10 protein-coding genes and 1 pseudogene are annotated in these 13,699 nt (G+C 64.8%); 2 read left to right on the top strand and 9 right to left on the bottom strand.

All coding sequences use genetic code 11. The features are described from left to right. Window positions 1-16: 16 nt before the first annotated feature. The 4 genes from ACNJ7E_RS08020 to ACNJ7E_RS08005 form a co-directional block, all read right to left on the bottom strand. Window positions 17-961, bottom strand: a complete 945-nt coding sequence (locus ACNJ7E_RS08020) for a quinone oxidoreductase family protein (protein ID WP_280780154.1) — start codon at window positions 959-961, stop codon at window positions 17-19. A 54-nt stretch (window positions 962-1,015) separates the two neighbouring features. Beyond that, window positions 1,016-3,358, bottom strand: a complete 2,343-nt coding sequence (locus ACNJ7E_RS08015) for a CaiB/BaiF CoA-transferase family protein (RefSeq protein WP_418339547.1) — start codon at window positions 3,356-3,358, stop codon at window positions 1,016-1,018. A gap of 132 nt (window positions 3,359-3,490) precedes the next feature. After that, window positions 3,491-4,471, bottom strand: a complete 981-nt coding sequence (locus tag ACNJ7E_RS08010) for an ABC transporter substrate-binding protein (RefSeq protein ID WP_280780152.1) — start codon at window positions 4,469-4,471, stop codon at window positions 3,491-3,493. Between the two features lie 31 nt (window positions 4,472-4,502). Further along, window positions 4,503-5,294 (bottom strand): enoyl-CoA hydratase/isomerase family protein, encoded by a 792-nt coding sequence (locus tag ACNJ7E_RS08005; RefSeq protein WP_280780151.1) that lies wholly within the window; start codon window positions 5,292-5,294, stop codon window positions 4,503-4,505. Window positions 5,295-5,674: 380 nt separating this feature from the next. On the opposite strand from ACNJ7E_RS08005, the gene ACNJ7E_RS08000 reads away from it, so the two are divergent. Continuing rightward, window positions 5,675-7,432, top strand: a complete 1,758-nt coding sequence (locus ACNJ7E_RS08000; protein ID WP_280780150.1) for a carboxylesterase/lipase family protein — start codon at window positions 5,675-5,677, stop codon at window positions 7,430-7,432. Window positions 7,433-7,824: 392 nt separating this feature from the next. On the opposite strand, the gene ACNJ7E_RS07995 is transcribed toward ACNJ7E_RS08000, so the two are convergent. Then, the gene (locus ACNJ7E_RS07995; protein ID WP_418339546.1) at window positions 7,825-8,469 is read right to left on the bottom strand and encodes an RES family NAD+ phosphorylase; all 645 of its coding nucleotides are present in this window, start codon (window positions 8,467-8,469) and stop codon (window positions 7,825-7,827) included. Then, on the bottom strand, window positions 8,470-9,096 hold the full coding sequence (locus ACNJ7E_RS07990; RefSeq protein WP_418339545.1) for a MerR family transcriptional regulator: 627 nt from the start codon (window positions 9,094-9,096) through the stop codon (window positions 8,470-8,472). It lies immediately after the preceding gene. A 193-nt stretch (window positions 9,097-9,289) separates the two neighbouring features. Here ACNJ7E_RS07990 and ACNJ7E_RS07985 point away from each other — a divergent pair, with 193 nt between their 5' ends. Next, window positions 9,290-9,823 carry a hypothetical protein gene (locus tag ACNJ7E_RS07985; RefSeq protein WP_280780147.1) on the top strand — a complete coding sequence of 178 codons (534 nt, stop codon included), beginning with the start codon at window positions 9,290-9,292 and terminating at the stop codon, window positions 9,821-9,823. A 121-nt stretch (window positions 9,824-9,944) separates the two neighbouring features. Here ACNJ7E_RS07985 and ACNJ7E_RS07980 read toward each other — a convergent pair. The 3 genes and pseudogenes from ACNJ7E_RS07980 to ACNJ7E_RS07970 all read right to left on the bottom strand — a co-directional run. Continuing rightward, window positions 9,945-10,118 (bottom strand): annotated as a pseudogene (locus ACNJ7E_RS07980) (YidH family protein); the annotation flags it as partial. A gap of 151 nt (window positions 10,119-10,269) precedes the next feature. After that, window positions 10,270-12,285: a hypothetical protein gene (locus ACNJ7E_RS07975; protein ID WP_164061406.1), complete on the bottom strand. Its 2,016-nt coding sequence runs from the start codon at window positions 12,283-12,285 to the stop codon at window positions 10,270-10,272. 35 nt (window positions 12,286-12,320) lie between these two features. Beyond that, complete coding sequence (locus ACNJ7E_RS07970) at window positions 12,321-13,592, bottom strand: ATP-grasp domain-containing protein (protein WP_418339560.1); 1,272 nt, start codon at window positions 13,590-13,592, stop codon at window positions 12,321-12,323. Between the last annotated feature and the right edge of the window lie 107 nt (window positions 13,593-13,699).

Genomic DNA, 13,699 nt, shown 5'->3' with positions numbered 1-13,699 from the left:
GAGCGATGGCGGCCGGTCACGGTACGACGACCGCGCGGCCGGCGACCTTCCCTTCACGCATCATCTGCAGTGCACACGCGATGTCGTCGAGCGGAAACTCCTGAACCGCCATGCCGATCTCGCCGTCGACGAGGCGCCGAATGAGGTCGGGTGCGAGTTCTGCCTGTCGCGCACTCTTGCGAATCATGTTGACCGGCAGCAACTGTACATCCTTGAGCAGCCAGTTCGGCAAATCGATCGTGAGTTCGGTCCCCAGCGTGTAGCCGATCAGTGCGGCCCGCCCGCCGGGTAGGACGCGCTCGAGCAGGTACGGCAGCGAGTCGCCGCCGAGGGTATCGACGAGCACGTCCGCCACTGGATCGGGCCCCAGCGTCTCGGCCAGTTCAGATCCACGGCCGACCACCGGTCGGACACCGTCGGGGACGAGCGGTACCTGGTCCGCCCGCGCCACCACACCGATCACGTCGGCGCCGGCGAGGAGCGCGAACTGTGCAACCATGGACCCGACCGCGCCGGCGGCGCCGGACACGACGACCCGCTCACCGGCGGCGACGCGGGCGATGTCGTGGACCGCGACGAAACCCGTTGTGCTCGGGAGAAAGAACGTGGCCGCGATCGCCGGTTCGAGGGTCGAATCGAACGGGGTGAAGACCTTGTCGGCGGCCACGAGGTACTCGGCCCAGCATCCGGGCTTGAAGAGGCCGACTCCGCCACCCCGGACCAACACCCGAGTACCGGCGTCGAAAGTATCCGATTCGATCACGGTGCCGGCCCCGTCGGTGCCTCCGACGTGTGGTAGGGCCGGCTTGATGTCGAAGTTCCCGCTGCCGACGGTGAGGTCGAGGTGCCCCAGCGCCGCCGCGTCGATCCGGACGAGGGTCTGTCCGGGTTTCCGGGTCGGCACCTCGACGTCGTCGATGATCGGGTCGTGTCCGAATGTGTGAAAGCGGGCTGCACGCATGTTCTGTCCTTCGGGAGTGCTGTCGAGTGGAAAAGCCTGATCGAAGTGACCGGCTCAGGTGAGGACCGAGTCGGCTCGCAGCCGCGCAACGGTCTCCGCGGAGTAACCGGTGACCTCGCGGAGCACGGCATCGGTGTCCGCGCCCAGCACCGGCGCCGGTTGCCGGATCGTGACGGCTTTCCCGACCCGGATCGGAGCGCCCTGGTGGAGAAAGGCTCCCGCACGGGGATGGACTGCGGGCACGTAATAACCGCGGGCACGCAGATGCGGATCGGCTTCGACGAGGTCCCGCCCGTTCTGCACGGACCCGGCGGGGACGCCCGCCTGCTGGAGTTGCTCAGCGACGAGATCGGCAGGCCGCGGCGACGTCCATGCCGTGATCGCTGCCGCGATGTCGGCTTCGTGCGCCCGTCGCGCCCCGGGCGTGCGGAAACGCTCGTCCGTGGCCCATCGCGAGCGGCCGATCACCGCGCACAATCTGGTCCAGTCCGCGTCGTCACGAACGGTGACCGCGCACCAGCGGTCGGGTCCGAGGCAGCGGAAGACACCGTGCGGTGACATGTCGGGATGAGCATTGCCGAGCGGAACGGGAAGCTGTCCGGCGCCCGTCGCCTGCACGACACTGGTGCCCATGTGTGACGCCATCACCTCCAGCTGGGAGAGATCGACGTGCTGACCGCGGCCCGTGCGGCCTCGGTGCTCGAGAGCGGCGAGAACCGCTGCGGCGCCGTGTAATCCTGCAACGATGTCGCCATGACCGTAGATCACTCCGACGACGTCATCGGCACTCCACCCGGTGAGAGCGGTCAGTCCGGTGGCCGCGGAGACGATGTCCGCGTAAGTGACCCAATCGCGTCGCGGTCCGGTGTGGCCGGTCCCCGACATGGAGACGTACACGATGTCCGGACGTAACGACCGCAGTCGTTCGTACCCGAAGCCCATCTTCTCCATCACCGAGGAACTGAAGTTCTCGACCACCACGTCGGACTGCGCCACGAGGTCGGCGAGCACGGCCAGTCCTGCCTCGGAACGAGTGTCCAGGGTGATGCTGCGCTTGTTCCTGTTGACGTCGTTGAAGTACCCGCTGGTGTTCGGGTCGTCGTGTGGTCCGCGGGACAGGTGCATGAACGGCGCGAACCGTGTCGGGTCGGGTCGGCCCGACGACTCGACTTTGATGACGTCGGCGCCGTGGTCCGCCAGGATCTGAGTGCAGTAGGGACCGGCGAGAACCCAGGTGAGGTCCAGGACCCGGACGCCCGACAGGGGCAGCAGGTCAGGGCCGGATGCGGTCACGGTCGGTTCGAGGACTTCGGTTTCCGGCTCGTAGAGGAGGCACTGGTGCGCACCGATCGGCGGGACCGGCAGGGCCCGGGTCCTCCCTCCTTCCGGGAAGGGGAAGGAGAAGCCCAGATCTCGTACGGTGCACCCGGGCTCGTCGACGTCGACGAAGAAGTCGCGGGCCTGGAGTTGGGGGTTGGACAACAGTTCGTCCGGTCGGACGACGGCGGACCACGGCAGCTTGCGTTGTTGCGCCGTCCGCGCGAAGTCCTCCTTCGGCCACTTGTCGAGGAAACCCTGCAGCACGGCGAAGATGTGGTCCTGGTGCTCATTCCGCTCGACGGGGTCAGCCCATTTCGGGTCGTCCAGATCCTCCTGGGCACCCTCCTCGACCAGCCAGGAGACCAGTGCGTCCCACATTCGGGGACTTCCGCCGAGCCCGCCACCGACATAGCCGTCGGCGGCCCGGAACAGGCCGTGCGGTACCAACGGGTGCACCCGGCCGGGTCGGTCCGGGACGCGATCCTCGTGGAGATAGGCCAGGGCGCCGGCCTCGAGGCCTGCCGCCACGCATTCCTGTGCGGAGACGTCGATCAGGGGGACCGGGCCCTGACGCCGCGACCGGAGTCCGAGCAACACCGCGATCGCGGCGTTCACCCCTGCCAGCTGTTCGGCTTGGCCCTGAGGTAGAGACAGCGGGGGCCCAGCAGGTTCACCCACTTGAGCGAGCATTCCGCCGAGGGCCGCGAGCGTCAGGTCGGTGGCGCACCACTGGCGGCGCGGACCGTCGACGCCGAAAGGTGTGACTCGTACGTGAACGACCGATCCCGGCGCCGGCTCGATCGGCTCGTCGCCGACGGCGCTGCCATCGAGGTAAACGTCCGCCCCGGCCACCAGGCGCGCCAGTTCCGCACGGCCCACGGCTGTCTCGACGTCGATCGCGACGGATTTCTTTCCGGCGTGCCAGTGCGTGAATGCGTGGCCGTCCAGTTCCCGTCGGGTCGGATCGCCCTCCGGCGGTTCGACCAGAACGACCTCGTATCCCAGTCCGACCAGGATGCGGCCGGCGAATCGGCTCAGCGGGCTGGACAACTCCACCACGCGAATTGCGCTTTCCACCAGAAGGACTCCGTTTCATTGTTCCCAGCGGGCGTCCGCCCGTTCACTGGAACCGAACCTACGTCGCGTTCTCGTACCAGTGAATCGATCTGTTCTGCTGACCGAACCGAACGGACGCGCCGTCGCCGAGGGTCAGGCCGGGGGTTGGTTCACGTGGGCTGTGACCCACCCACGGAGCAGAACGCGCGAGGTATCGACTTCTCCTGTGATCTTGCCCTGGCCTCGGAAGAAGGTGACCAGTTGATTCGCCCGTGCCACGTCGTCGTCGGTGAAGTCGCGCACTCCGAAATCGATCTGGGAGACGGTCCGACGGGCCTCGGCCGGATCCATCTGGATCGAGTCGGAGATCGCCTTGGCAGCCCGGTCCGGGTCTGCATCGGTAATTGCAGCAGCCTCGGCGATCACGTCGAAGACCCGGGCTGCGACGTCCTCGTTCGCCGACAACCACGAATCGGACGCCAGGATCCACTGTGAATACTTGGCGCCGAAGTCACCGGTCGTCGCGACGACACGACCGCCTGTCCCCACGGCCTGCTCGACCCACGGATCGAACGACAGGAATCCGTCGATGTCACCGCGAGCGAGCAGCGCCGGTTGCTCGGGTGGACTGGTGTTCACGAGCTTGACCGATGCCGGATCTCGCCCGAGGCTCCGCAGATACAAGTCGGTGAAGTAGAGCCCGATACCGGGGAACACACCCATCGTCTCGATGTCCTTCGGCTCCACACCCTCGCGCAGGACCACCTGGAAGTAGCGGTCGGAATCCTCGAACACACCGAGCGCGCGCAGCGACGGATTCGCGGCCATGACGGTGAGCGCCGTGGAGTCGGCGTTTCCGGACAATTCCGAAGTCCCTGCCACCACGTTCTGCGCGCCGGCCGCTCCGCCTTCGGTCTGCATCACCTGAACGTCCAGTCCGGCGTCGTCGAACATGCCCTCGGCGTCGGCCAGGAAAATCGGCGCGTACGACGGGTCGACGCCCACGGAGATGCGGATCAGCCCGCTCCCCTGCGCTGCTTCGGTCGCTGGCCGGGTACAGGACGTCGAGGCGACGGTGAGGGCCGCCAGTGCCGCGACGGCGAGAAACGCTCGCCGTCCGATCGAGTGTGTCATGAGCATCCTTCGGGTGAGGTGACGAGCAGGGTCAGCGACCAGTGAAATGCGGCGGTCGCTTGTCGAGGAAGGCTTGTAGACCCTCGGCGGCGTCGGCCGTGCGAATGAGGTCGAGGACACCCGCAAATTCCGCGTCCAGTGCCTGATCGAGTGGGAGTGTCCGCCCCGCTTCGACCACCCGCTTGAGGAGGCCGATTGCGGCCGTCGGTCTCGCCGCCCACTCGGCGGCGAGACGGTCTATCCGCGCGTCGAATTCGTCGTCGGGTACCACCTCGTCCACCAAGCCGATCTGCCGGGCCTCGTCGGCGGACAGGCGCCGACCCTCCATCACGAGGAGCTTCGCTCGATGCGCGCCGAGCAAGCGGGGCAAGCGCTGACTGCCGCCGGCCCCGGGAAACAGTCCGAGGCCGATTTCCGGGAACCCGATCGACGCCGACGCCGCCATCACCCGCACGTCACAGGCCAGTGACAACTCCGCTCCGCCACCGAGTGCGTGCCCGTTGAGGGCTGCCAGCACGGGTTTCGGAGCAGTCTCGAGGACCTGCTGCACCTCGATCCAGGGCCGCATCGCGTGCTGCGTCTCCTCCGACAGTTCGCGCATCACTCGGATGTCGGCGCCGGCCACGAAGAAGCGTCCCGTTCCGCGCAGCACGATGCACCGCACGTCGGTGTTCGCCGCCAGCGGCTTCAGGGTGTCGAGCAATTCCGCTATCAGCGCAGGATCGAAAGCGTTCGCAGGCGGTCGCTCGATGCGCACGACCGCCACGGCGTCGGCCACAGCGGCATGGACCGACGCGGCGAGCGGAGGGAAGGAAGGCGTCATCTGTACTCCATGGGTCGGTCGACTGGAACTGAGAATTCGAGTATCGGTACCCGCGCGCCCCGGCACACCTCCAACGGTCCGGTAGGCGAACCCGCGACACGAAACCGGGCCGGGGACGCGAAGCATTTCGCCGAATCGCATGGACTCTCCGTCTCGACGCCTGAGAAACGGGGATGTGTCGCCGGGGCGCTGGCGTCCGGTAGTCAACGCCGACTATGTCTTTCGCAGATCTCCCGCATTCATTTCAGGTCAGCCTTTCGGGTCCGTCTACCGGGACGGCCTTGTTGCGCCGTATGCCTCCACCTGCAGATACTTGGCTGCCAGCGGCGAGGGCTTCAAGCCTTCCTGTACCTGCGAAGTCTCGGGGTGAGCCTGCCGCCGTGAAAACGATCGGTACCAGCATTCCCGAGCAATCCGCCCTACTCGCCCGTGGCGACATCGGCGCCTTCATTTCGTTCGACCAGGCAATCATCTGTCAATCCAAGGAGATTTGGGTGAGCGTTAGAACGCGACTGTTCGCGAAAACAACTATCGTGCTGGCATTGACGGCGGCCCTGACAGGTTGCGGCACACATGCGGGGCCCGAGCATGCAGCTTCACGTTCACAAGCAGAATCGGACAGTCATTCGTTGGTCGTCACAACGAAAACTGGTGACGTGGAGGGGATATCAGCTGGACAGGTGGACCAGTTCCTCGGCATGCCTTATGCGGCCCCACCCGTCGGCACCCTGCGGTGGGAGCCACCCGCACCGACGCCGACGTGGGACGGCATCCGTTCAGCAGCGGAATTCGGCCCGAGGTGCTATCAACCGGTGAGCAGTGGCAGCAACGATGTGTCTTATGGCGAAGATTGTCTGTATCTGAACGTATATACACCGTCCGAACGAACTAGAGGGCCCCTCCCGGTCCTGTTCTGGATTCACGGAGGTGGCTTCATGAGTGGTTCGGGAAGCCAGTCAGATGGGTCACGAATCGCGGAAAAGTTCAACACAGTCGTTGTCACCATCAACTACCGACTCGGCGCCTTCGGCTTCCTCCAGCTACCTGGGGCCGATGACGGCACCGCAGGCAACTTCGGACTCCTGGATCAGCAAGCAGCCCTGCACTGGGTTCAAGAGAACATCGCAGGCTTCGGCGGCGACCCGAGTCAAGTCACAATTGTGGGCCAATCTGCCGGAGGACACTCGGTGTGCGCCCAACTCGCGTCGCCGACAGCGAGCGGTCTGTTCCAGGGCGCGATCATCCAGAGCGGCGGATGCCCCAGCCACTCAACTGAAGAAGCCCAGGCCGACGCCGCCTCGTTCGCAGTTTCGACAGGCTGCTCCGAACCCGGCGACATGGCCCAGTGTCTACGATCCAGATCTGGTGACGAACTTCTCGCAGCGAGCACGAATTTCGGGGGAATCCTCACAGGCCCTCTGCCCATCGTTGGGGGCCCCGAACTTCCGATTACACCAGGCGCGGCGATCAAGTCTGGTTCGTTCAACAACGTCCCCATCATGATCGGAGAGACACGCGATGAAACCCGAGGCTGGGCAATCCCTTTCGCAGACATGACCGAGGACCGATACAAGCAGGAACTGCAAGAAGAATTCGGACCACTTGCACACGCTGTCGCCGACCAGTACCCATACTCGTCATTCCCGAGTCCGTACGGTGCGGCCTACGCACTCAGTACGATATGGAATGACAGCAGTGTGTTCTACGGGCTCGGAGGATGCCAATACCTGACGCTGGCGAACGAAATGGCTGTCCACCAGCCACGAGTCTTCTTCTACAGGTTCGACGACGAGCACGCGCCCACACGCGAAACCAAACTCCCCGATTTCAACGTAGGAGCAGCGCATTCCACCCAGCTGCCGTACCTGTGGGGCGGGGAATTGGCGACGCGGTTCACTCCAGAACAGCAGCAATTGTCGCAATCGATGATGGCCTATTGGGCAGGATTCGCCGCGCACGGCAGTCCCACTGCTCCCACTCAGCCCGAATGGTCAGCGATCGGTGAGGGCAAAATCATGGTTCTGGATTCCGGCACCAACACACGCACCGTCAGCACGGAGCAGTACGCAGCGGACCACCGGTGTGGATTCTGGAACGAGCAGAACTACAACTGGCTCCCCACCACTCCCACCGCCTGAGGTTCGTAACAACACTCTGGTTACCGTCACGCCGAGGCCCGCAGCGTTCTCACACGTACCGGGTCTTGTCAAGGAAGGACGCAGGCCAGCACCGGGAGCGTCGTCGTGGGTCACCGGCGGGTGGATCCACCTCATAGAGGCCGCTACAACCGTGCGCGGCCGGGGCGGAAACCCACATCATCCGTAGTGGACTCAGATGCAGGGTTTCCGGTTGTCAATACACCATCCGAATGATGAGTTGCGGACACCGACACGGGACACCGACATACAGTCCGACCGGACGTGTACCGATCACTTCCCTCCTCCGACCGAAGCGCGTCCTGCAGTCGATGTCGTTCCGTCACGGGACATGCGCCGCGTGCCCAACCGGTTCGCCCACGTGCGTCGCAGCGTCAGGTGATGGTGTAGCCGAGCTGATAGGCCGCGCTGTCGATCGGCCCGGACAACCCGGGATGCGACAACGGCAGCGACAACGCCGGCAGCACGGGGAACGCGTCGGCGGCGCGTTCGGTGATCGCGATGCAGACACCGCCGGCGAACCGGCCGCGGTAGACGATCCCATCGAGATCGTCGTGGGCCCGGTGAATGGTGCGGGCCCAGTGCTGGGTTCGGCCGTGCGCGGCGGAGTCGAGGGCGTGGTTGCCGCCGACCCGGGTTGCCCACGTCCCCTCGCCGATGCCGGACACATCGAGCAGTCTCAGCGGGCGGGTGAATCGCAGCCCGGTCAGATACGGGTCGCCGCGGTGCCGGTCGATCACCCGGGCGCTCTGAAACGCCTCGGCCAACCCGCCGCGGGGACTGGAGGCGCCGTACCAGATGCCGTAACCGGGACGCTGCGCCCGCGGGGGCGGGTGGTGGTCGAACCGCAGGATCGGCCCGAACGTGCGCAATCCATTCCACGGCAGCACGTGGGTGCCGGTGGTGCGATGCACCCGCCACACCACCTCGGCCGGTTGCCAGTCGAACACTTCCTCGCCGCGCACGCCCGCATCACGAAGGTCGGCGATGGACGGCGGTGCGGGCAGCATCGACCCCATCTATGCCGATTCCCATTCGGCGGCGGTGATCACGCCTTGGACCTGTTCGATATCGGCGGCGGTTCCGGCGCTGCCGGTCAACCACGCCACGATCGACACCGGCCGGCCCTCCACGGTCAGGGACGGTTGCGGGCGGGTCAGCAACGCCTGCACGGTCAGCGGGTGCAGGTCCTTCGCCAGCAACGGCGCCACCTGGTCGAGGTGCGGCACCGCGCCGGTGTCGGTGAACTGGGCGGGCGGCAGCAACCGGTTCCGGCCCGACTGGAACGCCCACAGGGTGCCCTCGCCGAGGCGTTGCCGGATCCGGGCCGCGGTCACCCCGAGACGGTCCGCGGCCTCCGCGATCGACAGGGAGTGGCGGACCAGTTCCTGCATGCGAATGTCGCGGTCCACTCGTGCGGTCGTCGCCGCGGCCGGGTCGTCGACGAACCCGGCCCGATCGAGCAGGGCTGCGTCGTGGTCGGACAGCGACGGTGCCGCCGGGTTCCGGCCGGAGAGGCTGTGCAGTATCTGGGCGAAGAACTGGCGTCCGACGTCGGTACCGGTCACCTCCCGCAGCGCCTCCTCGAAGCCGAGATCGCCGCGCAGGTAGCGGGCTTCAGTGCTGGCATCGGCGGGCTCGTTCATCACACCCACCCTCACTTTTATTAATTAACGGGCACAAATTCATGATAGCGGGAACTGGTTGGGGTCACTACCGCGCCCCGCGGCGGAGCCCTCGGGTACGAAGTCGACCCGATGTCACCAAAACAATGCCAATCAGTCGGTTTTTCCTGCACGATGCACCCAGCACCACCCACCCGACGAACAGGACCACCACATGCGCACGACCGCCCGCACCACACTCCTCGCCGCCGCGGCCATCCCCCTCGCCATCGCAACCGCCGCGCCGGCATCAGCGGCCGAAGCCACCGACGTCACCTACGCCTTCAGCGTCACCGGATCGACCGTGACCAACACAATCACCAACAACACCGGCGCCACCATCGGCTGCACCACCTCCCTCGCCGCCGCACCCGGCGGCGTACTCCCACCGCTCGACGACATCATGCGCAGCGGGCAGTCCCTATACCAGCAGGACGACATACCACCTGGCACCACAACCCAATCGGTCACCGACGTCCCCGACGGCTCCTACGTCGCCCTCGCCTCCTGCGGACGCGAAGGAACCGACCCCGCCATGTGGGTCTCCAACTACCCCGGCATCGAGCAATACCTGGTCCAGTTCCCGATGACCGCCTACACCGTGCAACAAGCCTCCACCGTCGTCACCGTGCCCAGCGTCGACCCCGCACCACCCGCCGCCGCACTCGTCCCTGACCTCAGCGAACTAGGCACCCTCTTCGGCAGTTGAGCTCACCTGCCCGAGCCGGCGGACTCGGCGGCGCCCACCCAACTGTGGGAGCCGCCGCCCCGCACCGCCAGCAGATGCGACATCGATCCTCCTGCTCGGACCATGCGTCACCGTGCGCAGCGGAACCCGCGAGCATTCCGATCACCAGCACCGTGTGGACCGTCGGGCCGACCAACTCGGCCCCAAAGGCTTGGAACCCTACGGCGGCCGCGAGAAGCCCTAGCGACGTCCGGATCCAGGCCAGAAACGTCCGCTCGTTCGCGAGGGTGAAACGTGGATCCGGATCTGTACCCACGCGGAAGGCTCGGGGTCGCCATCTGCCCGCACGAACCTAACTCGAGAACAGACACGGCGTCAGCAGGCCGGTGAGCGCACGCCAAAGAGGCTGATCCGTGCACGCCCGGGCATCGTCCGGACCGGCACCATGATTGCGGCGTGAAGTCGAGTCAACAGTCTGCGTGTGTCTCGAGTTCCGGCAGCCGATCCGCACCCCAACTGCGGTGGATGTGCCCCACCACGCGATCGAGCTCGCCTCGGGTGACCCCAGCTACTTCGCCTGGCTCCAGTGGATCGAAGTGGAATATGTACAGCCGGGAGGCAAACTGCTCGAACGGTAGCGAAGATTCGCCGAATCTTTCGCCTTGACCTGCGGTGCTCACGACGACGCCGTCACCCCAGTCCTGTCCGCTGTCATTGTTGGGGTTGTAGAAGTAAACGCGCATCACCTCTTGCGGGTCCAAATTGACCCGCAGCACGGTGATCGCATGCCAGCCGATGAATCGGGCGGCGCTGTCGGTGACAGCGATACCGGCCGGTTGGGGGTGAATGAGCGGTTGGTTGCCGTTGTAAAAGGGGTGATAGCTGGCATAAAAATGACGCAGGAACTCGTCGAGTTCGGTCAGTTTGCCGGTTGGCACGTCCACGTTGATACGGAACCCGCGGCCCGACCACCAGCCGTGGAACTCCGGGTTGACCCAGCGGTGCGGGTCGCCTTCGCGGTCGGCGCACCGCCTCCCCATCTCCGCGTAGATGCGGTCGAGGTGCGGCACGACGAGCAGCGATACCGGGTCGAGGTCGACTGGCAGCACGGTCGCAACACCGGACGCACTGTCGCGAGACGAAATCGGTTGCCCTTCGAAATGCATGACGATCTCGTCGTCCCGTGCCGCCCACACCAGGGTTTGGAGCAGGTAGTCCGGATCGTTGTACGCCCACATAGACAGCGCCCTCGCCGACTGGCACGTCGGGTTGTCGCCTTGTCCCACTCCCAGCGGCAAGCCCAGGATCGACAGCATTCCGGACAACAGCCAAGCCCGAGCGTCCAGCGTCGGCCCGAAGGTCTGGGTCAGGCGTTGCCGCGAATACTCCGACAGTGGTTGCGCCAGTTGGCGCCACATGGCGGGGGCGACGGCCGGTTGATAGAGAATGCCCCGTTCCAGCATCAACGCGAGACCGTAGATGCATTGGGCGGTCTCGATATGGACCGCATTGTCGATGAGGCTGCGCACCAGGTCGTGGTAGCAGAGCAGGCAGTCGCGGCCGGTGCTGGACAGCCCCAGGGCTTCCCCGATCAGGTACTCCCCTTTTTCGAGCAGGTACCGCAGCAGTACGGCGTGGTACGGCGAGACCAGTCCGGTGTCGTGCATTGCGCGCGCGAATCCGGCCGCTTCGTACTGGAGGCCGCTGCTGTCCATTGCTTCCAGGCGACTGCGGTAGACATCGACGCCCGGGTCTTCCCGGCAGGCATCCGTTGTGCCGAAAAGACTGCTGATCAGACGATCGGCGCCGACCCCGCTGGCACCCGGTTCGATGTCCGGACTGTTCCTGTATACGGCGATCTGTGTGATCATCTGCTTGACCTGATCGACCTGTATTGGCCGCTGCCGCAGGATCCTCCAGATCTCCTCCACGAGGTGTTCGAGGATGTTGTCGTACCCGACACCCTGTCCCAGATGACGGAACAGTGCCCGGGTCGCCTGCGCCAGGCGTCCCTGTTGTTCACGCTCCGCTTCGCTGGGGGGCGTCAACAACAGCGACATGTTGACGGCCAGGACTTGCGAAAGATGGTGCCTGGCTTGCTCGGCGGAGATCAACGGGTGCGCATACTCGCCCTTGGCGACGGCCAGCAGGCGCAATTCGTTGACGGCCTCCAGTACCACCGTGTCCGCATTGGCGCTGCTCAATGCTCCGGTGCTCAGCGCCGGGATGAGAATCTGTGGTTCGGCCCAGTCGGTGCCGACGAACAGGCCCGCTTCGTCCAGGTCCGCCGCGCGGGCCTGCACTGCTGCGGCGCCCCCCGGCTGCAACAGAACCAGACGCAGGGCGTCCAGCACCGGGCGTAGCTTGACGTGTTTACCGAAATCGCGGGTCACTGCCAACGATCGGGTGGCATCGTCGAGCCCGGCCAGACGTTTCTCCAACGTCGTACTGTCGGTATTCGTATCGCTGCTGGTCGATTTCAACCGGGGATCCTCACGTATGAACGGACCTGCTCGACTCAAACGTAGAAGTCGAGTTCTTCCTGTTTCTTCAGTAGATCACGCATCTCGTAGGGATCGTCACCGAAGAAGTGGAGGAGTCCCCAGTGCGTGCCGAATGCAGTTCGCTTGGTGACCGTCTCTTCCAATGGCGCTGTGAGCTCGTGGGATTCGAAATAGATGTGGTCCTCGGTCTCCTCTGGCATACACAGTTGGCTGACGACGCGTCGTCGTGGATAGACACCGAAACAGCCGGCATGCCCCTTGGCGTCCACCACTTCCTTCGGGAAGAAGTCCTCGATTTCTTCTTCCGTCGTCTTGGGATCGAATGCCAGCACCAGGCCCTGATATGCGTTGAACCCGTAGGCACGTTCCAGCAACTCGAACACCTTGAAGCCCGGCGGACGGTACGCGACCTCTCCGAAGTACATCTCTCCGTCGCTGGTGACGAAGTACTCGGGATGAACGAACCCGAATTCGATGTCGAAGGTCTTGATCAGTTTCTCGATCTGACGAGTGATCTCCGGACGGTACTTCTCCAACTCCGGTGTGGCCGGGACGAACACGGAGTATCCGAGGGTCACGTACTCCGAGATGTTGAGGAAGCGGATCTTTCCGTTGTGAATCCATGCCTCGACTGCGAACTCCCACCCGTCCAGATGAGACTCCATCAAGACCGGGAACTCCTCGTCCGGGATGGTGTCGACCTCATCCGGGGTGCGGATCACCCGGTGCCCGAGACTGCCGGCCTTGTCGAAGGCTTTGAGATGGATCGGATCGTTCGGGTCGCCGTCCAACTTGAGCAATGTCTGGTTGACTCGCTTGAGGAATCGGATGACGTCGTCGCGTTCGTGGGCTTCCTCGAAGATTCCCACGCGGATGCCGCCGAGTTGGGCGCGACGTTTCATCAAGGCCTTGTCGCGCAGCAGCAGAGACTGGCCGAAGAGTCGTGGATTGTCGAGAAGGACGGAGTTGATCGCGCCCGCCCACTCGACGGTCTCCTCGAACAGTGGGATCGCGACGTCGACACCTTTCGCCTTCAGCGTCTCGGCGATCTCCATGGAACGATCGTTCAATCGCTCGAAATTCCACGGCACATACGGAATTCCGTGTTCCTTGCAATAATCTTCGGCCCAATCGGGCGCGACGACGAGATATCGCCTGTCGAAACGGTCAACAGATTCGATAGCATTCAAACTCCAACCCAGAAGGGCGACATACCCTTTCTCCGGGTTTCTGGTTTTCGATTCGGGCTTCGATACCGACAACTCTCTGCTCCTCTCGAAAGGCATTCGGAACGCATGAGCGGGCAGACGAAATTCGGGCGTGGCCGCAGCGTCGTTGACAGCGCGGTAACGCTCGATTGCGTCGATCTTCACCCGCATCCATGCAGTGAAGG

Origin of the sequence: Rhodococcus mengyinensis (assembly GCF_048381435.1) — a bacterium.
Lineage (GTDB): Bacteria > Actinomycetota > Actinomycetes > Mycobacteriales > Mycobacteriaceae > Rhodococcus_F > Rhodococcus_F opacus_D.
Note: the sequence above shows the minus strand (reverse complement) of the source record. Positions and strands in the feature narration are given on the sequence as shown.

Bases quoted from the DNA above. Each gene is read 5' to 3' on its own strand.
- ACNJ7E_RS07995 (WP_418339546.1), bottom strand. From the start codon at position 8,469: ATGGGGTCGATGCTGCCCGCACCGCCGTCCATCGCCGACCTTCGTGAT.
- ACNJ7E_RS07990 (WP_418339545.1), bottom strand. From the start codon at position 9,096: ATGAACGAGCCCGCCGATGCCAGCACTGAAGCCCGCTACCTGCGCGGC.
- ACNJ7E_RS08020 (WP_280780154.1), bottom strand. From the start codon at position 961: ATGCGTGCAGCCCGCTTTCACACATTCGGACACGACCCGATCATCGAC.
- ACNJ7E_RS07985 (WP_280780147.1), top strand. From the start codon at position 9,290: ATGCGCACGACCGCCCGCACCACACTCCTCGCCGCCGCGGCCATCCCC.
- ACNJ7E_RS08005 (WP_280780151.1), bottom strand. From the start codon at position 5,294: ATGACGCCTTCCTTCCCTCCGCTCGCCGCGTCGGTCCATGCCGCTGTG.
- ACNJ7E_RS08010 (WP_280780152.1), bottom strand. From the start codon at position 4,471: ATGACACACTCGATCGGACGGCGAGCGTTTCTCGCCGTCGCGGCACTG.
- ACNJ7E_RS07970 (WP_418339560.1), bottom strand. From the start codon at position 13,592: ATGCCTTTCGAGAGGAGCAGAGAGTTGTCGGTATCGAAGCCCGAATCG.